The following is a 25,111-nucleotide window of genomic DNA, read 5'->3' as shown; positions in this document are numbered from 1 at the left end:
TTGAAATGTGATCGTCAGTAAATTTATGATTTATTGTGAAATACACCGTAATCCTGTTTCCTGAAAATCAATGATATAATCAGAATTGGAATAATTGCCATAACCGTTTTCTTACTGATTTCGTCTGTGATGACTTCGGAGGGTTCCATAGCTTGTATGCTGGCATACATTTTCAGGAATTCGGAATTGCCTATATTTTTAACCAATTCTTCTTTCCCGGACATTAGAAGTGTGCCCATTTCCTGAAGATAATTTGTAAAAACAGCAGGATCAATATACGTTATAAACAAATAAATAAGCCAGCCGTTTATAAATGCACCAACAGTGTTAATGACATATCCTATTGTCAGGGCTTCCCACAAATGCAGAAATCCATTTCCAACTTTTTTACGAAAATACCAGCAACCTCCCGCGATCATGATCACGTGAATACCAATATCCATCACTTTGTTGTTCCCCAGCGGCACAATTCCAATGGCGTAAAGACCTAGAAAAAATGCGAATGCCAACACACCCGTGATCAAGCCAAAAACCAACGATACTTTTAAAAGTGGTTTGTCAAAATACTCTAATAATGATTTCATGATAAGTAATGATAGAATGACAGGTAAACAAACCGAAAGTCCGATTTGTTTACCTGTCATTCAGAAATGAACTTAAAACCAGTCCAGGCGGCCGTTGTTGAATACTCCGCGAACGGTACCTTTCAACTTTTGCCCTAAGAATGGCGTATTTTTTGATTTCGAATATGTTTTTTCAAAAACCCATTCCGTTTCCGGTTCAAAGAAGGTAAGATTTGCCGCTGAACCCTCGGCGATCATGCTTTCTTCCAGCCTTAGTATGTGCCGTGGCTGTGAAGTAAGTTTTTCAACAATATCTTCTGTACTCAATCCGCTAAACATAGTGGCGAGTGAGAACGCCGTTTCCAATCCGGTGATACCAAAATCGGCATGATCAAATTCCAGATTTTTACTTTCCTCATCGTGCGGGGTATGATCTGAAACGATCGCGTCAATTGTCCCATCCAGTAATCCCTGGCGAATCGCATCGTGATCTGTTGCGGAACGGAATGGAGGATTTACTTTCAAATTGGTATCAAAATCCAGAAGATCTTTGTCTTCATAAGCAAGCTGATGCGCAGCCACGTCGCAGCTTACCGGCAACCCTTTTTTCTTCGCTTCCCGGATCAAGTCAACGGCTTCCCGCGTAGAAACAAGAGAAATATGCAGGATTGGCTGACCTGTTAATTCGAAAGATGATTTTTCCAGCGCATATTCCAGCAATTTCAAATCACGGTTAAGCATCATTTCCTCAGCAAGCGACGGCATACCTTTCATACCGATCAGCGTGCTCGTAATGCCCTCGTGCATTTGCCCGAAAACTGTAAGCTGACGGTCTTCCGGACGGTTCATCAGCAACGCATTCAGAGGCTGTAAGTATAAGATCGTTTTTAGAAAAAGATCTGCGTTCTGGACCGGATGATCTCCATCTGTAAAAGCTATGGCTCCGGCGGTATGCAGATCGATCATTTCTGTAAAATCCACTCCCTGCGCTTTCCGCGTTACCGCAGCAGCTACATGAAGTTTAACCAAGCCACCGCGACCGGAATTCTTTATATAATTTAAAGTGTCTTTACTATGGACAACAGGCTCAGAATTTGGCAGCAAAACAATTTCTGTAAAACCGCCATGAACCGCTGCTTCATGAACAGAATCCAGGTCTTCCTTATGCTCAAAACCAGGATCCCGGGAAGCGACTCTCATGTCCACCCAGCCGGAGGAAACACACAAACCTTCACTTTCTTTTATATCGGCCCCATCTTCCGGCAGCGCCTCACCTATCTGAGTTATTTTTCCATCCCGGATCAGTATATCTTTAACCTGCCCGTTAAAAGGCGATTTTTTATCAATGATTCGAACCGATCGAATTAATACTTTCATAAATTATTGTAACCGCAAAACGTGAATCTATTCCAAAAAATAAACGAAAGGAATCTCCGTCCGTTTAGTCTGAATAATTCTTTATTTAAACATCTTCTTTTTTAACAGGCAAAAAAAAAGCTCCCTTCGGAGCTTTAAATCTTTCGTCAGGCACCAATGAATTGTTTGTAATCTTCAACAGAAAGTAATCCTTCGGTATCGTCAGGATTTGCCAAAGTTATTTTAACCATCCAGCCACGTCCGTAAGGATCAGAGTTTACCAATTCAGGTTCACTATCCAACTCATCGTTCACTTCGGTTACTGTTCCAGCAACCGGAATAAACAAGTCCGAAACTGTTTTGACAGCCTCAACTGAGCCAAAGACTTCTCCCTTTCCGAGCGAATCCCCAACTGTATTAATGTCTACATACACGATATCACCCAATTCTTTCTGAGCGTGATCTGTAATTCCGATAAATGCCGTATCTCCTTCAATACGGATCCATTCGTGATCTTCTGTGTACTTTAGTTCTGAAGGGAAATTCATGATATAATTAGAGTAAGTTTTGAAACGTATTTCAGACGCAAATTACAGGATGTAGTTTGTATTTTCCAAATCGAATTTTATTCAGCCAGATTGAACTTCAACTGAACCCCGCCGGACGTACTCGAACGATAAAACGAGTTGGATACTAACGGGTCATTAAATGTCCTGTCAAAATAGAACTGGCAGCTTAACCTGTTGTTCACAACATAATTGATCGTCGGATGCAGCTGGAAGTTAATGTTACCGGCAATTGGAATATTTTCTCCGTCAAACTTACGCTGAATATGGCGGGTATCCCGGAACGTCAGGCCAAGCTGCATGGTCATATCGTTTTTCAGTTTCTTCTTCACACCGTTGATCTTGAATGGAAGCGGAACGTTGTTTTTTGTAAAACCGATATTAACTGTCACGTCCTGATTAAAGAGTTCGGCAACTTGTGAATTCGATAAGTTCAGTGCTACGGTCCGGTCACGGTTATAGTCGATACTTCCCGTGATTCTGCTTTGGGTGCGGAATGTGACACCCACTAATGGAGCAAATTTTTCTGAAAGCGTAATCGTGCTCATCGAGAAAACAGGAACATACTGACCTAGATAATTTGTCTTGGAAGATAACGGATAACCTGTCACAGCAAGGTTCACATACAATGCTTCATAATCCAGATTAGATGTAAAGTTCCCTACGCTGTAAGTCGACGAATATCGATGCTTCATGGTGAAGCTGCTGAACAATCTTTTAAATGCCGGAATTCTTGCCAGACCGTCGTAATTGATATCCCAGTTCGGCATCGGGAATTTAAGGAATGGATTCGTACGCACCGTCTGAGGATCTTTACCGGTATAAGCCGCAAAGAATGAAGAGATCAAAACGTCCTGGGAATTTTCATTATATTCCCCACCTCCATTAAGATTTTCAGCATTCAGACGATCACGTAATATCGCACGGTATGATCTGAACTTATCAAAAACGGGAGAGGAATTATCCTTTCTGATTTTAGCAAATGCAGTTCTGAACGACATGAACGACATACTGAACTGACCGTTTCTCAAAGGGTTCTGGTGCGCATAATTCCCGGTTGAATCTGGCCGGTAAAATTCCTGGTAGGCATCCTGACGCGTCAATCTGACTTCAATCTGCATTCGGAAATCCTTGAATGGTTCCAGTGAAGTATTAGCTGCAAAGTTTTTGGCAATGGTTTGCTGGAACGGCTGATTTTGCTCTCTACTCTTTGTAATCCAACCGTTGGCGGCAGCTTTTGTCTGGAAGTTCCGATCCTGTTGCCCCATAACAAAGCCCAGTCCTGGTGCATTTGCATTATCCAGACCAAAATATTTTGGAGCACGCAGATAACCAGGAAGCGCCGTTGTTTCCTGCACCGAATAACTAACGTTAATACCACGGACAGTCATCAAAATACGGGTAATGTTTTTCAGAAGATCAGTCGTACGCAAATCGATATCTTCAATATCACCCGGACTTCTTGCAAAATTCTTACGTTGTGCGGATGGCGTATTGGCAAATTTCAGGTAACGTAATTTATTATAAAGCATTACGAAATCGACCTTGCCAGTAATTCCTCTTTCACGGCTGTTACGAATAATATCTCCAAAAGGAAGACTATCGGCATCCATCAGACCAAACGCATTTGCCTGGTAATTGTAGCCAACCGAATGAGAATAATCGGCTGTCATCCAGTCAAGCAGTGGAATTTTATCCAACGGCAGACGGTAAGTAAGCTTTATTTTCTGATCAAAATTCTTGATCCGACCCAGATTTTTGAAATTACTCCAAAGCGAATCTCTTTTTTGCGACGTGTTCAAGTCGCCCTGCGGCTCGTCGATGATCGCATTGGCAGAGGCATTATACATCAGCGTCATGTTTTTCGTCAGGTTCCAGCCAAAATCATAATAACGGTTAAACCAGAAATATTTCTCAAACATCGGCGTCATTCCTTCCGTTGTCAGATCTGCATTGCGAAGCTGGGTTCTTGCAAAACGTCGGTCAACATCCGCACGCACTGAAACCATATTCGGAAGCAGCGTCACGTTAAAGTCCCTTACAAATTCAGCATAACGATTGGTTGCTTTCATCTTTTTGAAAGGTTCGAATGGCTTTGGCTGACTGCTGTATATGTAGGCAATCCCTCCCTTGTACATTCGCTGCGAGTATTCCTGCGTCAGGATATTTCTCCTTGTATCATCACTGAATGCATAGGTAAAGGCAAAATTCTCAAAGTCATAAAAATGATTTTTTGCACCAGGTCTCGTCTTGATTTTTCTGACGTTAGAGAAGTTGATTCCTCGTCGAACAGCATTTTCTTCCACCAGTCTCCGGTAACCATCCCGTTCTTCGTCCGATTGCAAGTTAGCCAGCGAAGTAGACAAAGGGGTATCCGGGTCGAGTGGATCAAAATGAGGTTTTACATTTCTCCTGTCATAACTTACAAACAATGGAATACTGAATCCCCACTGCTGCGGTAACAATTTATCAACTGCGATATTAGAAGAAAAACCATACTCTGTGGTCAGGTTACGCGAGCGCTCGCCGATGCGCTGCTGAACACTTCCGAACCCGAAAGTTTCCACACGACCCGAAGCCGTCACGGTTGCAAAATCTGCAAGTTTCGCATTTAACTGCGCAATTGCTGCCCACCCGCCTTTATCATCGAAACCTTCTGCGTGCATTTCATCGGTCCAGATACAGAAAGTTTTGGCGCGTTCATCCGCAGATTTCGGATTGCGCATACCAATCATCATCACACGTACCGCACTTAAATCAGGATTACCGACAACCGTGATCTTGTATCTGCCATCGCTCGTAGTGATCGTATAAGGTATGCTTTGATTTTTGTCGATAGTGCGATTACGTTCTGCTTTGGCGCGGATCAAATCATCCAGCGCAATGTTCAGTTCATTGTTTTCCGGCCAGATTTCTTCACGTACCGCAGTATTTTCACGGGTTGATTGTAAACCTGAAATATCAATTTCATAATAATTCTGCGTAAGGTCAGTACCAAGTCTCATGAACGCGCCAACCATTCCGTTTTCGTTGTCGTCATTCTGCATATGGATATACATACGCAGACGCTTACGGAACAACAAGTCCAGATTAACGTTTTTGTAAACTGCTCTTGAATCGCCATCACGAAGATTGGTCACACAAAGGCTCATCGATTGCTCATTCAACTGCAAACTTGGTCTTTGCGTAAAATCCTGATCACGCTCCCAACCCGGAGGTAATTGGTAAATGTACTTTTTATCTGTACTGTTTGCCGGATTTACCGCCACACCATTTTCTTCAATACTTACTGTTCCAACTGTAAATTTAGCATCATAAGGTTCAGGAACTTCCTGTAAACCAGCCGCATCAAGATTGTAAGTATATTTTCTGTACTGTTGTCCGATCATCTGCAGCTGAGCGAAACGTAACACAACCGGCTGCTGGAAATCAGCCAGATACATACGCATGAAGCGGATTGATTTGAAGCCGCTTATCGTTCCAACCTGGCCTGTAAATTCCTTGATCGGCACACGGAACAAATACCAGTTCTGAGTACCGCCGTCACCAGTGGTAGTCGTTTTATCCACAATGAAACCGTTACCGACACTAAGCTGATTAGGTTTCAGGTCAATTGAATATTCATAATACGCTTCGTTGTCATTGATTGTGTTATCAACGTTCATATCTTCCCCATCCGGAATACTTCCTGATGCCGGTGTCACCTGAGAAGAATTGCCAAGACTTTCCGGAGAGTTATTTTCCATACCGATATAATCTTTATACCGCTCAAGAATTTTTAAATCTTCTGCGTCCTGCTCTTCTCCCAGAAAATATTTAAAGTCATCACCGGAAGGGTCAGCAAGTATTCTCGCTCTCGCTTCAGCGGTAAGGTTTGCAGGCAGACGATCGAGATATTCTTTAAAAAATGTCCGTTCTTCTTCATTACTCAAACCGTCCAGACCGACATCCTGCTTTTGGCGTGCTCCCGTTTCATTACTGAATGCATTGATCAGATACTGTGATTTTGTTACCTGCCCCCAAACCGTCTGCTCTACATTTTCACCTACAATTTTTTCAGTAAGAGGTAGGCCATTCTCAAAATTGTAGCGCTCGTCAGGAATCACATCTTCTGAAATATCACCTAAATTGAATATAAGCTTACCGCCCGTAGTGTTATTCTGGGGGTTAGCTGAACCATCACGTACAACACCGTTTGGTCCTGTTACAAACGGGTCCAGCATCCAGAATTCAATACTTTCAATGTTGGCATTATCGAAGTCGTTATCCGAGGTAATCGCACGGCTTAATCCACCAAAATTCTGTCTTGGGTTTTTCAAACGCCCATTGGCATCCAGGTCGGTGTTATAGTTATACATACCACGTTCACTAGGATAATAGGCGATATCCAAGACATTTTGTGGATAATTTATCAACCCGGCAACCGAACGATTCGGGAAAATATCTTTTGGCAGATACAACTTTTCATAAACATTTTTGCGGTCGTCATCCGTAATATTGGCCGGAGATTGCGCAGCACCACCCAAACCGGTTGCTCCTCCAAAAAGGTTGTCAATAACATAAGCGGAGATCTTTGCACGTTTATATCCGTAGTCCAGGGTTTTTCCATCAAAGCCTTGACGATATTGCGGCGGAACAGTAGACAAACGCCATTTTTGCGGCTGGCGGGCCAGATCATAAATTGTCCTTGTAGATTCAAAGTCATCTATCAGCGAACGGTTGTTCACTTCCTTAGAAACACCCGGGAATAATTTAGCGAATTCTGCCTTGAACTGAATGCTGGACATTTCTTTCGTTTGCAGAAAAGGAAGCGCATCAAGCCAGCGTGTCAGGAATGGAACATTTTTTCTGATGTTCACATTGAATCCAAGCATTGTATTGTTAACAGGTTCGTTGCCTATCGCAACACGGGTAAGGAATCCGGCAGGTTTTTCCTTATAGCGAATGGCTGTCAATCCCAGACTGATATCACGGTTTACAACATAATCGAGATGTGTTCCTAAAAGTGTCCGGATCTGGTTCTGGAACATATCAGGACGTTCATATTCAATGACGATCTCGCGGCCTGAATTCATAACGCTGCTGTTCAGAATACGAACTCTGCCAATCTGCGCTTCAACAATATAATCAGAACCGGCTGACAGGGGAACGCCGCCGGAAGTTACAGTCACCGAAGTCTCGAGAACGCCGTAAGGCAATGAAACTTCTGCGCCGCCACTGGACTGGTATGAACCTTTGATGTAAAATTTATTGTGCTCGGTAACCTGTTGCGCATCGATCATTGTCGTGCGGTAAAGCTCGTCAAACACATATTTTTTTCGAAATGCGTCGTCGCTTAATCTCGCATTAAGATTAGAACCAAAAGGCTCCAGGACAGGGAAAAACACACGACCCGTTTTGGTATCAATCGTGACACCATCCACAAAGTCAAAATTTCCGTCTGGCTGCAAGTCGTTCACAGGATTCAACCGATCCAGGCCCATCACACGGATCAAGGGAATGTTGGCAAGATTACTTTCCTGTAAATTCGGGTTATCAATACCCGTCAAATCATCTTTGTAGATAATACGCAGCTGAAATCCCGTTTTACCAATCGAGCTTGTTCCCAACGTATAAACGTTTTTCATCATCAGATCCCACATCGGCAATTTCGTATTGTTACGAATTGTGGATGATTTGATCAATTTTAGCGCAATTACTTCATCATCCTGGCGATTTTGATAATCTTCGGTAAGCTCTCCTACTTTATATGATCTGCCGTTATAAGTATACTCATAAGCAACGGCAAGAACTTCATCGTTTCTCAACGGAGTTGTTAAAGAAATATAACCCAATTGTGGACTGAATGTATATTCCCGTTCAGCAACCAGTCTTTTAGCTCCTCTTAATAATTCATAATCAACTGTTTTTTCAAACCCCAAATTGGTAATTGCCGAATTGGTATTATCGACCTGACGGAAACCGGGGTTGTCAGTTAATGTCTTGTACAAACCATTTGTTGCATTGTCAGCAGGCTGATTTGCACGGATCGGCTGGATGTTAGGATTTCCCGTTTTATATGGAGCCGGTTCACCAAGATCTGTGAAACCAACAATATTTCTCAACGATTCCGTTGTAGTTGTTCTGTTCGTAACATAAACCTCCATCCGAGTCACGGTCACGCCAGAAGTGATCTGAGGTGTGTTTCTTAAAGCACTTTCGTACTTATTTCTGAAATACTGAGACAGGAAGAAGTTTCTGTTTTCGTCGTAGTTATCTACCCGGATTTCAAATTCACGACTTTGAGCTCCGCCGCGCAACACAATTCGTTCTTTGCTTGAACGCTGTTGAGAAGCTACAAAAGTTGCACTCAAACGCCCAAACTGGAAATCTGTTTTTAAACCAAACAAATTTTGAACACCTGGAATCAACTGACTATTGATCGCCCAGTTGATATTTCCCGCTTCGACTTTACGCAGAAAACTCTCCTCCGGATTCTTATAATTCAGTTTAAGAGCATTTTCAAAATTGAAACTTGCTTTTGTATCAAAATTGGTAAGAAAACCCAGCCTGTCGCCCAGATTCGCATTGAAATTAATTGCGATCTGTTCGTTGAAAATAAAATTGGTATTACGTCGCTGACGTATCGGTAGCGCTGGATTGTCAATAAACTGGTTCATTACGCCAATGTCAAGGGCGACGAAACCAGTCGGTTTGAAATCCAGGAAATTATCTCCAAGAATCTTCGAAAGCGCAGGCGGCACATCAAGTTTAGGCAAAAGACCTCTTGCGCCCATCGCACTTTTTCCATCCTGCCGGGACGAATATTCCCGCAGCAAACTTTTGAAAGCGCGATCTTCCAGTGCCTTGTCATATGTTTCCATATCCATACTCTCAGGCGCCCGGTAATCAAGGCTTCCGGATGGAGTCTGAATATTTTCTGTTACAGCAATTTTGCCGGAACTATCCAATAAAATATTGGTGGAAATATTGGCCGGATCTTTCAGGTAAAAAGGAGAACGAGGCCTTGGCTGTGCAAATTTGTTGGAATAGAAATCTTTCCAACGCATAATAAGCTGATTGCCTGAGCGATCAACATTTTTGCGGGTCGTATCCGGAATCGTGTCCGTGAGAATTGCCCAATCGGCAAGAACCTCAGAATTTGATTCAGTTTTATCAAAAGAAGCCGTTGCCAGCAGCAAAGCTCCGGATGAGATCGTAATAGCCTTAAAGAGGGATGAGTAAACCGTTGATGACAAAGCTTAATACTTTATTTTTTGAGGGTTTCTGCAATAATCAATGTCAACATATCCAACGAAACGGTAAAAATCTTTTTCATATTCCCGTACGACTTATTTAAAAATCCTGACTAGCGGAGCGCTAATTTAATCAACTGCTCAACCGTTATCTCGTACCCTTCCCGTTTGATGATAACATCTAAACTTTTTTCTGCGGTCGCTTTCGGGATACCCAGAGTCACCAGGGCAGCCAAAGCTTCGCTTTTCAACGCATTATTCGAACTAGCAGGGGTTTTCACTCCCGTAGTGAGCATTGCATCTTTCCGCATTTTGTCACTTAATTCAAGAATTACTCGCTGGGCTGTTTTTAATCCAATTCCTTTAATAGACTGGATCAGACGTAAGTCTTCGTCGATGATTCCCTGGCGGATTTCCGGAGACGAAAGGGAGGAAAGCATGACTAAAGCAGTCGATGGCCCTACTCCCGAGATACTGATCAAATCTAAAAAGAGGCTCTTTTCATCGCTTTCCAAAAAGCCGAAAAGCACATGAGCATCTTCACGTATATTTAGATAGGTTACTAATTTGCACCGCTTACCAACGTCTGGCATGGCGGTGTATGTCTGCAATGAAATACGAACTTCATAACCCAGACCCTGGACATCAATAACGGCAAATGCAGGATCTTTATAGGTTACAGTCCCGTCAACGTAGGCAATCATATGTTTATAGTATGTGCGTTAAAATAACTCGTTCTAGCTTGAAACGATCAGTTTCATACCAGGCTTAATCTCGTTCCCTCTGATTTTATTAGCTCTTTTCAGGTAATCTATCGGCAGTCCGTAACGCTGGGAAATGTTCCATAGCGTATCACCCTGCTGGACAGTGTGGTAACGCATTTTGATATGTCTTGATCTTCTTTGTTCTTCTTTCTGTGCCTGCTGCGTTTTTGCAGAAGCAACCAGGGTTACAGGCACAACCTCTTTAACTTCCTTATAAACAATTAATTTTTGTCCACTTTGGATAGCGCTTCTACGAATATTATTCCATTTCCTCAACTCAGCGATTTCGACATCATATTTTCTTGAAATAGATTCCAGTGTTTCGCCGCGTCTGACTGTATGAGAAGATTTTTTTTGCTTAATTTTCGCAACAGCAGCCACTTCCTGTTCATCCGAATCCGTCTCCTCAGTCTCTTCGTTTACAGCCAGCGTTGTTTCCGCAGTTGTATCGGTTTTAACGTGTTCTTTTTCTACTTTTCCAGAAGCTATCAGCATCGGCCTGACGGTAACTTTTACATCTTTATAAACCACCAGGCGCTGGCCCCTCTGCAATGAATTTCTGCGAATACGATTCCATCTTTTCAACTCAGCAACCTGAACTCGGTATTTTCTTGAAATCGATTGCAGCGTCTCTCCTCTTTTAACGGTGTGAGAAGATTTCTTGGAAACTACTTTTGTGTTAGCTGCAAATTCATCGCTATCCTCGTCCCCATTAACATAAGCATAGGGAAACGCTCCGTTTGATTTGTCAAGTCCTGCCAAAACTGCTCCGGCTGGAATATACCTGCGTGTGCAGGAATCCATAATCACGCTTCTGTTGCTAACCAGATAAGTATATTTTACACTTGGTACTTTAAGAACAAAATCACGCGTCTGCTCAGGAAGCATTGTTTTCGTCAACTGAGGATTCAGTTTGTTAAGTTCCGCAAAATCAATTCCACTTTGCTGGCAGAATGTTGCAAGATTTATATAGCCATTGATATGGATTGTATCATTAGGAATCTGATATTCCGGATTTTGTGCATAAACGCCGTGATCATTTCCATAATTCATCATATAGTTCATCGCCACATATTGCGGAACATAAGATCTTGTTTCTTTTGGAAGCGCGTTATAAATTCCCCAGAAGGTTGTTCCATGTGAACGACGCATTGCACGTTTAACATTTCCCGGCCCTGTATTGTAAGAAGCCAAAGCCAACTCCCAGTCTCCAAAAATATTATAAAGCTGTTTAAGATATTTACACGCAGCCTCAGTCGCTTTTACAGGTTCGAAACGTTCGTCGATGTAACTATCCTGGTATAAACCGAACTCACGACCCGTCGCAGGCATAAATTGCCAAAGTCCGCCGGCTCTGACGCGGGACAGTGCTGTAGGATTTAATCCCGATTCGATCATTGACAGATATTTAAGCTCTGTAGGCAGACCGTATTTTTGAAGTGTTTTTTCAAATAAAGGGAAGTATAATGGCATCTTTTCCATCATACTGATTGTGAAGTTTGTCTTTTTATAAATAAAGTATTCAACAAATTCGTGAGACGACTTATGATAAGTCAGAGGAATCGATTTTTCCAGTTTCGCAAAACGCTCTCTTAATAATTCTTCCGGAATAGCAGGTGTCAAACCTATTTCTTCAACGTCAGGCATGGTTGGAATTTCGGCATTTTCATCAGCTACCGCTGCGATTCCGAGCGTATCCGGCCCAATAATTTCTAATTTCTCTCTTTGTATTGTCGCCATAACCGGCGAATTCCACAACCCTGCACACACGGCTCCAAGCCACAATACTCTTTTTGAAATCCTCATTAATTAAAGCTTTTTGATGGGTTAGCGATTCCTGTTATCAAATAGTCAACGTCTGATGATGAATACCTTATGTAAATAACTTTCTTACTATCTATAATTTCGTGCAAATAATTTCTGAAAAATCACCTTACAGGCACGATTCTTTTATTGAAACATTGGGTAATAATAAAGACCGGACTGCTTACAGTCCAATAAATACTTACAAAAAACCAGATAAAAAATTATTTATCAGGCTTGGAAATTATGCTTCTATATTTTCTTTCAAAGTTAAAGAAAGATGGTTAGCAAACGACAGCATTTTTTCTTCTTTGAAGAAGGGCGCCATAATTTGAATACCAATCGGCATACCATTTTTGTCTAAACCATTCGGAATTGAAATGGCAGGATTTCCTACAACATTAGCCTGTACCGTAAAAATATCAGCTAAATACATCTGTAAAGGATCTTCCGTTTTCTCTCCGATCGTAAAGGCAGTGGTAGGCGTAACAGGTGAAATAAGAAAATCAAATTTCTCAAAAAACCGCTCCGTTTCTTCCCGCACCAATCTTCTAACGCGTTGCGCCTTGGTATAGTATGCGTCGTAATAATTTGCACTTAAAACAAAAGTACCTAATAATATTCTTCTCCTCACTTCTTCACCAAAACCTTCTGTCCGGGTATTCTTATAAAGTGCCTCCAAATCTCCGTTTTCTGCCGCTCTGCTACCATACCTTACACCATCAAATCTTGATAGATTTGAACTGGCCTCAGCGGTGGTCAGGATGTAATAAGTTGGCAATAAATAATCAAGGAGCGGCATTTCAACCGGCGTGACTTCGTGTCCCTGCGAACGGAGACGATTTAAAACTTCGAGTGTCTGCTCACGGATTTCAGGAGCAATCGCTTCATTTTCAATCGTATCAAGAATGTAACCAATCTTTGCCTTTCCATTCCAACCAAGATTTTCAGTGTAAGAAGGAACATCTTTGGCAGAAACGGTACTATCGAATTCGTCGGAACCTGCCATGATTTCCAAAATCAAAGCAGCATCTTCAATACTTTTCGTAATCGGTCCGATACAGTCAAAGGAAGACGCATAAGCCAGAAGTCCCCAGCGGGAAACACGACCATAAGAAGGCTTAACCCCAACTACGCCACAAAAAGCGGCAGGCTGACGAACTGAACCTCCAGTATCACTTCCCAAAGATGCGTGGCACAATCCAGCCTGAACCGCAACCGCCGAGCCACCGGAAGATCCACCCGGAACCTTTGTATTATCAGCCGCATTAAGAACAGGACCGAAAGATGAATTTTCATTAGAAGACCCCATGGCAAACTCGTCACAGTTTTGACGACCTATTACAATAGCGTCTTCGTCCAAAAGACGTTGAACCGCTGTTGCTGTATACGGGGAATGGTAAGTATTCAAAATCTGACTTCCAGCCTGAACGCCGTGCCCTTTATGAGCCAAAACATCCTTTAAGCCGATCACCAAGCCGGCAAGTCTGCCAGCAGTTCCATTCTGAATTTTAATGTCTACATCAGCCGCGAAGCGAAGTGCTTCCTCTGAATAGACGTCAACGAAGGCATTTAAATGGGCATTGGACTCAATCCTTTCCAAATAATGATTCACCAACTGCACGCAGGTTAAACCTCCTCCACGCAAATCATTTTGTATTTCGGTCAGCGTCGGGTACTCTTTCAACGTAATTATTTTTGGCGGGTAATAAATAAAGAATCAGAGCCATTTAAGTGTTTACTAAACGGCTCTGTTATGTACTCAATACAATGGAAAGATTACTTTGTAGTATCTTCCATGCTTTTCTCAATATTCTCTTTTACGTCTTTGGTAGCATTTTTAAACTCGTTGATACCCTGGCCCAAACCACGCATCAACTCAGGAATTTTCTTCGCACCGAAGAAAAGCAAAACGAACAAGGCTACCAGAAATATCTCTTGTCCACCCAACCCCATAATTCCACCTAAAACAGTTACTGATTCCATATCTATTCTTTGATTATATGTTTACAAAAATACTTATTTTTTGGAAAAGACCTAAAATAATCAGGCACTTTATCCGATATTAATTGTTTTTTCGTTCTTTTCCCATTCGCTGAATTTCGCAATATCGTCGCCTAATGTCTTAATAAGCCACAAAACAAGCGCGACATCGTCTGTAATTCCTATAACCGGCAGAAAATCAGGGATAAGATCAATTGGAGAAACAAAATAGATTAAAACAGCGACTATCGAAACAAGGCTTTTCCAGGGAAGCGTTCTGTATGCTCCCGACGAATATGCTTGCACCATACGAATCAGCAGTCTTACGCTGCCCTGAAACTCGGCCAGATTGCCTTTGAACCCAACATGCTTCAATTTACCCGCTACCTCACTAACCAACTCCATAAGGCGACTTGCGTTACTGGCATACCTGCCTGCTTTACCTGTTGCCTTTCTAAAAAAAACAGACTTTAAGGTCTTTGCTATCAATGATTCGTTATTCATTTTTCTAAATAAAGAAAAAGTGGTTTGAAATGCCAATATAACTATCTAATTACGTAAAAAATTGCATTACGGATCGAAGCATACTACATTTCATACAAAATTTAAATCTCCGAGTGGTTTTAACAAATTATGTAACCTATTTTTAGGGTATATTTCAAAACATTAATTTTTACACAATTAAATACATTTTTTTATGAAGATTACTGTCGTAGGCGCTGGCGCCGTGGGTGCAACCACAGCCGACAATATCATTCGTCGCGAATTGGCGGAAGAATTAGTGTTGCTGGATATCAAAGAAGGTGTAAGTGAAGGAAAATCATTGGATATGTACCAGACCGCTGCGTTACTTGGTTTTAATACCAAACCGGTTGGCTCAACTAATGACTATGAAAAAACAAAGGGATCCGATGTAGTCGTAATCACTTCAGGTATCCCGCGCAAACCCGGCATGACCCGCGAAGAACTTATCGGTATCAATGCAGGAATCGTAAAATCAGTAACTGAAAATATTTTAAAATATTCTCCAAAGGCCATAATCATTGTTGTTTCAAATCCGATGGATACAATGACTTACCTTGCATTTAAAGAGGCAGATATTCCTAAAAAACGGATTATCGGTATGGGAGGAGCATTGGACAGCGCACGTTTCAAAACTTATCTTGCTATGGCAATGGATGTTTCTCCAAGTGACATTCACGGTATGGTAATTGGCGGACATGGTGACACAACCATGATACCGTTAACCCGCCTGGCTACTTACAACGGGATTCCGGTAAGCCGTTTTCTTTCTGCTGAAAAACTTGAGCAGATAGCAGCGGATACGATGATCGGCGGTGCAACGCTTACAAAATTGATCGGAACATCAGCATGGTATGCACCCGGAGCTGCAGCAGCGATGATGGTGGAAAGCATTGTTCGTAACCAAAAAAGGATTGTTCCCTGCGGTGTCTATCTGAATGGAGAGTATGGACAGAAAGATATTTGCATGGGCGTCCCAGTTGTTCTTGGACGTAATGGCTGGGAGAAAATCATCAATCTGCGTTTGAGCGACGCCGAAAAAGCAGCATACGAAAAATCCGCCGAAGCCGTACGTGCGATGAACGGAGCTTTGACGTTCTAGCCAAAAGAGGAGTCAGTTTGGTAAAACTGGCTCCTCTTTTACTCATTTTATTCACAGTCTAGATTGATATCTGATACTGTAATATCCAGGATGCTTTTCTCCCGTCTTTAACTAATTCATTAAATTCCACTCCGTTTTTATAAACTGGCCTATTCTCGTAATTTAATGTCAATTTTGAATTATTTCCTTTAATGACCCAGTTGACGCCCAGATTGTACAGATTCATCGGATCTTTCAAACGTTCATAATCTGAATATTGCCAGGAAGCGAAAGGCATCAGCGTCCCCTGGCTTCCCAACAGCCCCTCTTTGAATTTAAATCCAGCCTGTGCATAAGTTACATTCCCTGTTCCAAACATAGGGTAAGCATTTCCGTGTGTACCGCTAACACCGGCGATCGGTAAATTAGTGCCTGTTGCAGGATTCATACTCCCATTATAGCGAAGATATCCTTTCCCATATTCTGTATGAAAATATCCTAAATATGCAGACACCGCTGTCCCTTTATCCTTGTTAACCGGCATGTCGAGATAAGAAGCAACGGACCATAAATTCATGCTGCTATACAGCGTGTCAGCATTTTCTTGTCTCCAAGTCGCATTTTTTTGTCCGATGAAGCCCGCCTCAATATTCCAGACTTTTCGCTTTCCCAGATAAGTACCCGTCATGTACCCTGGAGTTGTGTTGTCTTCTGTATCAAAAATATTGTAGATCAATAATCCGTCAAACTGTTTTTTATGTTTTTTCTGAGCAAAAACAGAATTTACGCCCAAAGCAGCGGGGACGCCTCCACTTGTTTCGACTGGAAACGGGTCAGCAATACTTAAACGATAATTAATTTTACCAATCTGTCCACGACTGTAAATGGCAAGTTTTCTTGAAAACTGATCGGTCTGATCTACCGTTGCCTGAGCGAAAATCGGCACATCCATTGTCATGATCGTTCCGATACTTGGCTGAGAGAAACGGGAAAGTCCATTTACGATCGTCAGACCGCCTCCCACGCGAATGAAATCAGAGCCCTTTCTCAGCACTTCATATTCCCCTACCGCATCATGAAAAAAAGCAGCAACCTTTCTGTTACTTGGCGTTCCGGCTGTATTATAACCCGGGAAACCATTTGTTTTGTTAAAGTTGTTAAGACCAAACTGTGTATAAAAAAAGACCCTGTCAGTAATCTGGCCAAACAATTGCATACGAGTCCTTCTCAATCCGATATCAAATGTTTGAGAAGCGGGATCACTTAAAACTGTTGTTCCCGGATTATTTTCATTCAGTCGAAGCCAAACCTGATTTGTAAAGGTGAATTTTACATAATGCGATCCGGAAGGATTGAGACTATATCTGATATCACTTTTGTTATTATCATCCGTTGACTTCACTTGAGCGAATCCAGCTGATGTGGCTAATAAAATTAAACAAAGTACTTTTTTCATTCCACGCGTTATTTTTTTCAGATACGAATAACGTATCTTACCTAAATTAGTTAAAAGTTGCTAAAAAATACTCTAAAAATGATTTGCCCTTTGGAAAAAGGAGATGGCTCGATCGCTCCTTTTTACTATAATACCAAAAAACATAAGCACAAATTAAACGGGGTTTTACTCCTTTTATTTGTGTTTTTTTCTTCTGTGTCCGCTCAGGAGACACCTCCTCTTGTAAATTTCCAGAACACGATTTATAAGGCTCATAATCAAAACTGGGCAATCGGCCAGAGTAAAGATCACATCATTTATACGGCTAATTCTGATGGTTTGCTTGAATATGACGGTGCTGTCTGGAAGTTATTTCCATTCCCTAACCGGCAGATCGTACGTGCTGTTTTGTGCGATACGATGCCAAACGGAGGTTCAAGAATTTACGTTGGTGGCTATTCAGAGTTTGGATATTGGCAAAAAACGACAAAGGGGCAGTTAATCTATCATTCTCTTAGCAAAGCTGCTAATTTCAAGAGTTTACAGACGGAAGAAATATGGCACATTCTGAAAGATGGTAAGGATATTTATTTCCAGTCCTTTGCCCGGATATACCGTTACGACGGCCAGAAGATCACCGAGCTTAAAACAAGGGATAATTTTATGTTCATGCGAAATGTCAGAGGCAGATTGTATGTTCAGTTTTTAAACAAAGGACTCTACGAGCTGATCGGAAATAAGTTTGTGATGCTGAAAGGTTCCGGTTTTCTTGCGTCTGCGGTGGTTTCAAGTATCCTGCCTTTTCCGGGAAACAAGGTTTTAGTCACCACTACTAAACAGGGCATTTTCATTTGGGATAATGAGAAATTCACCGAATGGAAAATACCTCTCGCTGAGGAATTAAAACAAAACATCATCAATAAGGCGGTCGTGCTCAGCACCGACAGCAGTTATGCTTTTGGCTCGATATCAAAAGGATTATACGTAGTTGATAACAGCGGGAGTTTGAGATTCCATTTCAAGAAAGAAAATGGATTACAAAATAATACGATACTCTCCCTCTTTGAAGACAGTAACGACCATTTATGGCTCGGGCTGGATCAGGGAATTGACCTTATCAAGCTTGCTTCTCCGGTCATTTCATATCAGACGAACGACAACCCTCTCGGATCAACTTATGCAGCAGCCATTTGGAAAGGAAACTTATACGTAGGGTCCAATAATGGTGTTTTTGTTAAAAAGTGGATGTCATCCGAACCCTTTCGCCCTATACGCGGACTGGAAGGCCAAACCTGGACTTTGAAAGTTATAAACGATCAATTACTGTGCGGCCACAATGATGCAACGTTCCGCATTGAAAAAAACGGCATCAAAAGAATATCACCGGTAAATGGTGGCTGGCAATTTCTCCCGGTCGTCACAAAAAGCGACACGGTTTTATTACAGGGATCTTACACAGGCCTTCACATATATAAGAAGGATAAAGCCGGACAATGGACTTATCAATTTCCTGTCAAAGGAATTCCACCAATTCCTGCCAAACAAATTGTTCAAACAAATGAAGGTTCTTTTTGGATAGCCCACGCTTATCGCGGGTTATATCACATCGAATTAAATGCAAAACTTGACTCTGCGATTTCCTGGAAAGAGTACAAAGCGCCAATCGATATTCCAAGCGAATTTTCCATTGAGATCACACCCTGGCGCGGAAAAGTGTTGATCAGATCAGGAAATAACTTCTTTCAACCTGACAGCGAAAACAACCTGCAGCCCTATAAAAACCTAGGGGTTAAAGAGGATGACGAATTTAAGATTCGCTCCGGCATAGATCAGGATTGGTTTAAAATATATTTGAACCGGATTAATTTTTACAGCAATACTGAACCCAAAACGCTGCAATTATCACTTGTCAGAAATAGTGAAACGATAATTCCGCTTTCAAACCAATACTACTTTTTTTGTCTGGATAATGGTTACGCACTGTATGATCGAAAATTAAGTGACACACACACCTCGGCTGTTTTGACTCCGACCATCAGAAAAGTTTATAACCTAAGAAATCTGACCGAAGTATTTGAAACCAAAGCTGAAACTACATTGCCTGTTGATGTCCGTTCGATCCGAATCGCGTATGCCCTCCCGATTTTCGGTCAGGATGTTCAGTTTAAATATCGCCTCAAAGGCCTTTCAGATCAGTGGTCAGAATGGACAGATAAGAGTTATGTTGAATATACCAATTTATCGCACGACCAATATAGCTTCGAACTTAGGAGCAGTTTAAATGACGAAGTTACAACTTACAAATTTTCGGTTGCACCTTACTGGTATGAAACGGTTTGGGCGAGGCTTCTTTTCGTGATCCTCGCAGCTGCTTTCTTAACCGGAATTATCATTTTTCAGGAAAAACGTCTGGTAAAACACCGACAGAAATTGCTGGAAGAACAGGAAGAAAAATTACGTCAGCAAAAACTGATAAATGAAAGAAGAATCATTGAGATCCGGAATGAAAATCTTCAAAGTGAAATCAAAAACAAAAGTCAGCAGCTAAGCAATGTCGCGATAAATGTAGTTCGCAAAAATGAAATATTACAGGAAATCCGGGATGAGCTGCAGCAGGTCAAACAAGAGCTTGGGCAACAGTTACCCAATATTCATTACCAGAAGCTACTGAACAGTATTGAGAGAAACGTTGCCGGAAAAGACGACTGGGTTTTGTTCGAAGAAAATTTCAATGAAGTTCATGACGAATTTTTCAAAAAGTTAAAAAACATTTGTCCGTCTATATCACCTTCTGAACTTCGTCTGGCGGCATGCCTTCGAATGAATTTGTCGAGTAAGGAAATGGCGCCGGTTCTCGGAATTTCTGTTCGCGGAATTGAAATTAAACGCTATCGTTTACGCAAAAAGCTCGAACTCGAGAACGATTCCAACCTAACCGAATACATGATGGATGTGTGAAATGATGAGACAAAACCAATATTTTTGCAATTAAATAATATAATTTGTTGTATTATTCTCATTGATGTAGTGGTGATGTAGTGCTAATTTTGACAATGGTAGCTATTAGTACTTAGCTTTGAAGACAATTTAATCTTCTTAAAGTTCAATACCTAACTAGAAACCAATGAAAGCAAATGTACGATCACTGTACTTGTTGATTGTTTTTGCGTGCGTAACCACACTAGCATTCGCGCAGGAAATCAACATAACAGGTAAGGTCACTTCGGCATCAGACGGCTCCGGACTTCCAGGGGCCAGTGTGTTACTTAAAGGAACAACCACAGGGGTTCCTACTGACACAGACGGTAGTTTTAATATTAAAGTCCCATCCTCCACTTCTGTTCTGGTCATTTCTATGATCGGGATGACTTCCCAGGAAATAACGGTTGGCTCTAACTCCGTTATCAACGTCGCACTTCAGGAGGATGCCCGCGCGCTAAATGAAGTTGTGGTCGTAGGATATGGATCGCAAAGAAAAGTCGACGTAACCGGTTCGGTAGTTTCCATTAAAGGTGCAGAGATCTCGAAACAATCCTCTATAAATGCGGTCAGTGGTTTGCAGGGAAAAGTTGCCGGTGTACAGGTGAACAATTCAGGAAAACCAGGTGAGGCACCTCAGATTCGTATACGTGGTGTAGGTACTGCTTATGGTAGTCCAAATCCTCTTTATGTTGTTGACGGAGTTTGGTTTGACGATATAAGCTTCCTGAATTCGGCGGACATCGAAAGTATGAATATTCTGAAAGATGCTTCAAGCCAGTCTATCTATGGTGTTCGTGCTGCAAACGGTGTGGTTTTAATTACTACAAAAAAAGGAAAATCCGGAAAAGCGGTGGTCGATTATAATGGATTTGTCGGAATGCAAAAAGTGACAAACCAGATCAAAATGGCGAACGCAAATGAGTATGCCACGATGATTAATGAGCTAAGCGCAATAAATGGCGGCCAGAATATTTTGAATCCGGCCAGCTACGGAGAAGGAACAGATTGGTACAAGCAAGTTCTCCGCGATGCTTTTATAACGAATCATCAAATTTCTGTGAGTGGTGGCGGAGAAAAATCAACCTACAATTTCTCTCTTGGTTATTTGAAACAGGATGGTATAGTTGAGAAAAACAATTTCAAACGTTATACTGCCCGTTTTCAGAACGATTTCCAGGTTGCTAAAAATCTGAAAGTGGGATATACCGCAACAGGTGCATTCAGCAAGTCACAGGATGAAGCCGGTGGAATTTTTAGACAATTATACTCAGCGGCGCCTGTTCTTTCTGTTTATAACGCAGACGGGACCTATGGTGATCCGTCTAAATTAAACCTTGGAGATGGTGCAAACTTCAATCCTCAGGTAACGCTTGATTATTATAATCAGAATACAAAGAAGACACTTCTGACTGCAAATGCTTATGCAGAATTGTCTTTTCTAAAAGATTTTACCTTCAAAACAAGTCTGGGCGGTCGTTATTCGCAGGATGAAACGAGAGCTTACGTTCCTGTTTATGCTGCTACGGTTGCACAGCGTAACACAAACAGCCTCTTGACCTTTACCCGCCCACAGGCGCGCTACTGGATTTTTGAAAACACTTTGACCTACACAAAAGAAATCGGCAAACACTCTATTACTGCCCTTCTTGGTCAATCCGCACAACGCGATCAATCATACAAGCTAACGGCCTCTGCTCGTGACGTTCCTTATGCAAGCGAAGGAGATTTATATCTGACATTAGGAAATGTTGACGGACGTAACGTAACCGATGAAGGCGATCTGGCAACGTATTCCTCCTATTTCGGGCGTGTCAATTACGGTTTTTCCGATCGTTATTTAATCAATGCTTCTTTAAGAGCGGATGGATCATCTAAATTTTATCAGGGTGGAAATGCCTGGGGTTATTTCCCATCGGTCGGTGCTGGCTGGGTTATCAGTAACGAAGCGTTCATGGGTGATCAAAAAGTTTTTGACAACCTGAAATTACGTGCAAGCTGGGGTAAAATCGGTAACGCATCCGTTCCTTCTAACTTGTCTACCTTGACGGTTGCAACAGGTGGTACCCTTGCTGCAATCTATGGCGGGACGGTTAATACGGGTGCGAGTATCAACTCTATTATTCCTCCCGTTACTGTTTGGGAACGTGGTGTAGGAACTGATATCGGCTTAGAAGCTTCGTTGATGAAAAATCGCTTGTCTTTTGAACTGGATTACTATACCAAAAAGACCGAACGCGCGATTTTTGACATTCCTGTACTCGCTTCAATCGGAACTGCCTCTGGTAAAATTATTGGTAACCAGGCCGATTTCGAAAACAAAGGTTTTGAAGCAGCGATTACATGGAGAGACGAAATTGGCAAAGATCTGACATACAGCATTGGTATCAACGGAAGTATGAACAATAACAAAGTTCTGTCAGTATCTACCGGAGCTAACCCGATTTATGACGGAGGTGTTGGTTTGACAGGTGGTGCTCTGGCAACAAGAACCCGAGTAGGCGATCCGATTGGATCATTTTACGGATACGTTGTTGATGGAATTTTCCAAAATCAAGCAGAAATTGACGGATCAGCACAAAAAACGGCTAAGCCAGGTGATTTCAGATACCGTGATATCAGCGGATCCAATGGAACTCCGGATGGAAACATTACCGGACTGGACCGTCAGGTTATAGGAAATCCAAATCCTAAGTATACTTACGGTATCAATACGAGCTGGAATTATAAATGGTTTGATTTGATGCTTGATTTCCAGGGTGTAGCCAAAGTTGATGTTTATAATGCAAACCTTGGATGGCGTTATGGAAATGAAAATTTCACAAAGGATTATTTCGACAATCGCTGGCATGGAGAAGGAACTTCAAATACTTACCCTTCTGCTAACATTGGCGGTGGATCAAATTATCTCGCGAATTCATTCTTTGTTCAAAACGGAAGTTATTTCAGAGTTAGAAATGCTCAGTTAGGATACAGTTTGCCGGCAAAAGTGACAGAACGTCTAAAATTGAAAAAATTGAGAATTTATGCAAACGCTCAGAATGCACTTAACTTTTTCAAATACAAAGGACTTTCTCCGGAAGTTAGGGCAAACGAAAATAAACCAACGCAGGCAGGTATTGACGCTAACGTATATCCGTTGTCAGCAACCTACAACTTTGGTATAAATGTTACTTTCTAAGACGATCAGGAATATGAAAAATAGAAATTTTAAAACTAGACTTGGAAGAATCGGGCTGTATGCCGGCCTGACTTCTTTGACACTTTTTCCGCTGGCATGTCAGGAAAGTTTTTTGGATACTGATCCTCAGGGAAAACAATCGGGAGATGTTTTCTGGCAAAATGAAGGCGATGCAACAAAGGCTGTTAATGCGATGTACGCGAACCTTCGGAGCTGGACAAACATTTCTTTTGCACCGATTGCTATTGAAAGTATTGGATCGGATGAAACCGAGAAAGGTAGTTCGGCATCCGATGCGACTTTTTTCAATACATACGACAATTTTTCAGTTGGATCCACTGAGGGACAATTGGCGGATTTCTGGAAAGGGCAATACGAAAATATCAATTATGCCAATCAGGTATTGGATAATGTTCCGGCAATAGAGATGACTGCTGCCTTGAAAGAAAGATATCTGGCAGAGGCCAAATTTGTACGTGCATATTCCTACTTCCGATTGGTACGTGCTTACGGCGATGTTCCGTTACGACTAACGGTTCCGGCAGGTACGGCAGAATACAATATTCCACGTACTGCCAAAGCTGAGATTTATGCTGCCATTGAAAAAGATTTGACAGAGGCGGCAGCAGTTCTTCCTGCTACTTATGGTGCTACTGATATTGGCCGTGCCACAAAAGGTGCTGCACTTTCACTACATGCAAAAGTTTCAATGTATCAGCAAAAGTGGCAACAGGTTTACGATCTGACAACGCAGGTTATTGGATCAGGACAATATTCTCTTTTTGCCAATTACGAGCAACTATTCAGAGTCAAAAATGAAAACGCTCCTGAATCGATTTTTGAAATTCAGAACGAGTTGGTTTTAGAAAACAAGGACGCTTCGAATTCTCAATACTCGCAAGTGCAGGGAACAAGAGGTGTTGTTGGAGGCGGATGGGGTTTTAATGTACCTACAAAAGAACTGGCTGCAAGTTATGAAACGGGTGACCCAAGAAGAGATGCAACAATTATTTTCCGCGGCGAAACCACTCCTGATGGCGACATTATTCCCGCGACAGGCGACAACCCAATGTATAATCAGAAATCGTATGTACCATTCAAACTTTTTGTATCGGGATTTAACGAGGGAGCTCAGCAAAATGTTCGTGTAATCCGCTACGCCGATGTTTTGTTAATGAATGCAGAAGCGGCTAATGAACTTGGCAAAACAACCGAAGCTTTGGCATCACTTGAACTTGTCCGTGCAAGAGCAAGAGGGACAAGTACAACAATTTTGCCAAAGGTTACTGCGACAGACAAAGCAACTTTACAAAAAGCAATCTGGCGTGAACGTCAATCTGAGTTGGCGCTGGAGTACGACCGTTATTTTGACGTTATCCGCCAGGGAAGAGGAACTGAAGTCTTTGGACCAAAAGGTTGGCAGGCGAATAAAAATGAAGTTTGGCCAGTGCCACAGAATGAAATTGATCTTAGTGGTGGCGTATTAACACAAAATACCGGCTACTAAAAGCCGGCTTAATTTATACCAGCCCGCAGGGCGATGAAAGAAATCAGACTTCTGATATTCCGGAATATCGTTCTGCGGGCTGTCTGTGTTCAATAGTGCCGAAACATATGCAACTCCGCTTATCTTATAATTAACC

The 25,111-nt window shown here is 41.9% G+C and carries 14 protein-coding genes; 4 read left to right on the top strand and 10 right to left on the bottom strand.

Annotated features, from left to right (window positions below; translation table 11 throughout):
• Window positions 1–23: 23 nt before the first annotated feature.
• The 9 genes from BMY70_RS28310 to BMY70_RS28270 form a co-directional block, all read right to left on the bottom strand.
• Window positions 24–584 (bottom strand): DUF4199 domain-containing protein, encoded by a 561-nt coding sequence (locus BMY70_RS28310; protein WP_090341505.1) that lies wholly within the window; start codon window positions 582–584, stop codon window positions 24–26.
• A gap of 72 nt (window positions 585–656) precedes the next feature.
• Window positions 657–1,940, bottom strand: a complete 1,284-nt coding sequence (locus BMY70_RS28305; protein WP_090341391.1) for a dihydroorotase — start codon at window positions 1,938–1,940, stop codon at window positions 657–659.
• Window positions 1,941–2,086: 146 nt separating this feature from the next.
• Window positions 2,087–2,467, bottom strand: coding sequence for a glycine cleavage system protein GcvH (gcvH, locus tag BMY70_RS28300; RefSeq protein WP_090341389.1), 381 nt, complete (start codon window positions 2,465–2,467; stop codon window positions 2,087–2,089).
• Window positions 2,468–2,544: 77 nt separating this feature from the next.
• The gene (gene sov / locus BMY70_RS28295) at window positions 2,545–9,723 is read right to left on the bottom strand and encodes a T9SS outer membrane translocon Sov/SprA (protein WP_090341387.1); all 7,179 of its coding nucleotides are present in this window, start codon (window positions 9,721–9,723) and stop codon (window positions 2,545–2,547) included.
• Window positions 9,724–9,833: 110 nt separating this feature from the next.
• Window positions 9,834–10,424: a Holliday junction branch migration protein RuvA gene (gene ruvA / locus BMY70_RS28290; RefSeq protein ID WP_090341385.1), complete on the bottom strand. Its 591-nt coding sequence runs from the start codon at window positions 10,422–10,424 to the stop codon at window positions 9,834–9,836.
• Window positions 10,425–10,457: 33 nt separating this feature from the next.
• The gene (locus BMY70_RS28285; RefSeq protein WP_090341383.1) at window positions 10,458–12,290 is read right to left on the bottom strand and encodes a LysM peptidoglycan-binding domain-containing protein; all 1,833 of its coding nucleotides are present in this window, start codon (window positions 12,288–12,290) and stop codon (window positions 10,458–10,460) included.
• A gap of 241 nt (window positions 12,291–12,531) precedes the next feature.
• On the bottom strand, window positions 12,532–13,974 hold the full coding sequence (gatA, locus tag BMY70_RS28280) for an Asp-tRNA(Asn)/Glu-tRNA(Gln) amidotransferase subunit GatA (protein WP_090341381.1): 1,443 nt from the start codon (window positions 13,972–13,974) through the stop codon (window positions 12,532–12,534).
• Between the two features lie 92 nt (window positions 13,975–14,066).
• Complete coding sequence (locus BMY70_RS28275) at window positions 14,067–14,273, bottom strand: Sec-independent protein translocase subunit TatA/TatB (protein WP_090341378.1); 207 nt, start codon at window positions 14,271–14,273, stop codon at window positions 14,067–14,069.
• Between the two features lie 69 nt (window positions 14,274–14,342).
• Window positions 14,343–14,774 carry a YkvA family protein gene (locus BMY70_RS28270; RefSeq protein WP_229209810.1) on the bottom strand — a complete coding sequence of 144 codons (432 nt, stop codon included), beginning with the start codon at window positions 14,772–14,774 and terminating at the stop codon, window positions 14,343–14,345.
• Between the two features lie 193 nt (window positions 14,775–14,967).
• Between BMY70_RS28270 and mdh the strand changes: the two genes are divergently transcribed.
• Window positions 14,968–15,894: a malate dehydrogenase gene (gene mdh, locus BMY70_RS28265; RefSeq protein WP_090341376.1), complete on the top strand. Its 927-nt coding sequence runs from the start codon at window positions 14,968–14,970 to the stop codon at window positions 15,892–15,894.
• Between the two features lie 58 nt (window positions 15,895–15,952).
• Here the strand turns inward: mdh and BMY70_RS28260 are convergent, their stop codons facing one another.
• Window positions 15,953–17,329, bottom strand: a complete 1,377-nt coding sequence (locus tag BMY70_RS28260) for a hypothetical protein (protein ID WP_090341374.1) — start codon at window positions 17,327–17,329, stop codon at window positions 15,953–15,955.
• 78 nt (window positions 17,330–17,407) lie between these two features.
• On the opposite strand from BMY70_RS28260, the gene BMY70_RS28255 reads away from it, so the two are divergent.
• The 3 genes from BMY70_RS28255 to BMY70_RS28245 all read left to right on the top strand — a co-directional run bounded on the left by BMY70_RS28255 (window position 17,408) and on the right by BMY70_RS28245 (window position 24,975).
• Window positions 17,408–20,266, top strand: a complete 2,859-nt coding sequence (locus BMY70_RS28255) for a two-component regulator propeller domain-containing protein (protein WP_090341372.1) — start codon at window positions 17,408–17,410, stop codon at window positions 20,264–20,266.
• A 166-nt stretch (window positions 20,267–20,432) separates the two neighbouring features.
• Window positions 20,433–23,468 (top strand): SusC/RagA family TonB-linked outer membrane protein, encoded by a 3,036-nt coding sequence (locus tag BMY70_RS28250; protein WP_090341370.1) that lies wholly within the window; start codon window positions 20,433–20,435, stop codon window positions 23,466–23,468.
• Window positions 23,469–23,481: 13 nt separating this feature from the next.
• Window positions 23,482–24,975, top strand: coding sequence for a RagB/SusD family nutrient uptake outer membrane protein (locus BMY70_RS28245; protein WP_090341501.1), 1,494 nt, complete (start codon window positions 23,482–23,484; stop codon window positions 24,973–24,975).
• Window positions 24,976–25,111: the final 136 nt, after the last annotated feature.

Source organism: Dyadobacter koreensis (assembly GCF_900108855.1).
Classification (GTDB): Bacteria; Bacteroidota; Bacteroidia; order Cytophagales; family Spirosomataceae; genus Dyadobacter; species Dyadobacter koreensis.
The sequence above is the reverse complement of the archived record's forward strand: the minus strand, read 5'-3'. Positions and strand labels throughout refer to the sequence as shown.

What these genes read in the sequence shown, in the direction of transcription:
- BMY70_RS28310 (WP_090341505.1), bottom strand. Translation starts at nt 584, where the DNA reads ATGAAATCATTATTAGAGTATTTTGACAAACCACTTTTAAAAGTATCG.
- BMY70_RS28305 (WP_090341391.1), bottom strand. Translation starts at nt 1,940, where the DNA reads ATGAAAGTATTAATTCGATCGGTTCGAATCATTGATAAAAAATCGCCT.
- gcvH (WP_090341389.1), bottom strand. Translation starts at nt 2,467, where the DNA reads ATGAATTTCCCTTCAGAACTAAAGTACACAGAAGATCACGAATGGATC.
- ruvA (WP_090341385.1), bottom strand. Translation starts at nt 10,424, where the DNA reads ATGATTGCCTACGTTGACGGGACTGTAACCTATAAAGATCCTGCATTT.
- BMY70_RS28285 (WP_090341383.1), bottom strand. Translation starts at nt 12,290, where the DNA reads ATGAGGATTTCAAAAAGAGTATTGTGGCTTGGAGCCGTGTGTGCAGGG.
- BMY70_RS28275 (WP_090341378.1), bottom strand. Translation starts at nt 14,273, where the DNA reads ATGGAATCAGTAACTGTTTTAGGTGGAATTATGGGGTTGGGTGGACAA.
- BMY70_RS28270 (WP_229209810.1), bottom strand. Translation starts at nt 14,774, where the DNA reads ATGAATAACGAATCATTGATAGCAAAGACCTTAAAGTCTGTTTTTTTT.
- mdh (WP_090341376.1), top strand. Translation starts at nt 14,968, where the DNA reads ATGAAGATTACTGTCGTAGGCGCTGGCGCCGTGGGTGCAACCACAGCC.
- BMY70_RS28260 (WP_090341374.1), bottom strand. Translation starts at nt 17,329, where the DNA reads ATGAAAAAAGTACTTTGTTTAATTTTATTAGCCACATCAGCTGGATTC.
- BMY70_RS28255 (WP_090341372.1), top strand. Translation starts at nt 17,408, where the DNA reads ATGATTTGCCCTTTGGAAAAAGGAGATGGCTCGATCGCTCCTTTTTAC.
- BMY70_RS28250 (WP_090341370.1), top strand. Translation starts at nt 20,433, where the DNA reads ATGAAAGCAAATGTACGATCACTGTACTTGTTGATTGTTTTTGCGTGC.
- BMY70_RS28245 (WP_090341501.1), top strand. Translation starts at nt 23,482, where the DNA reads ATGAAAAATAGAAATTTTAAAACTAGACTTGGAAGAATCGGGCTGTAT.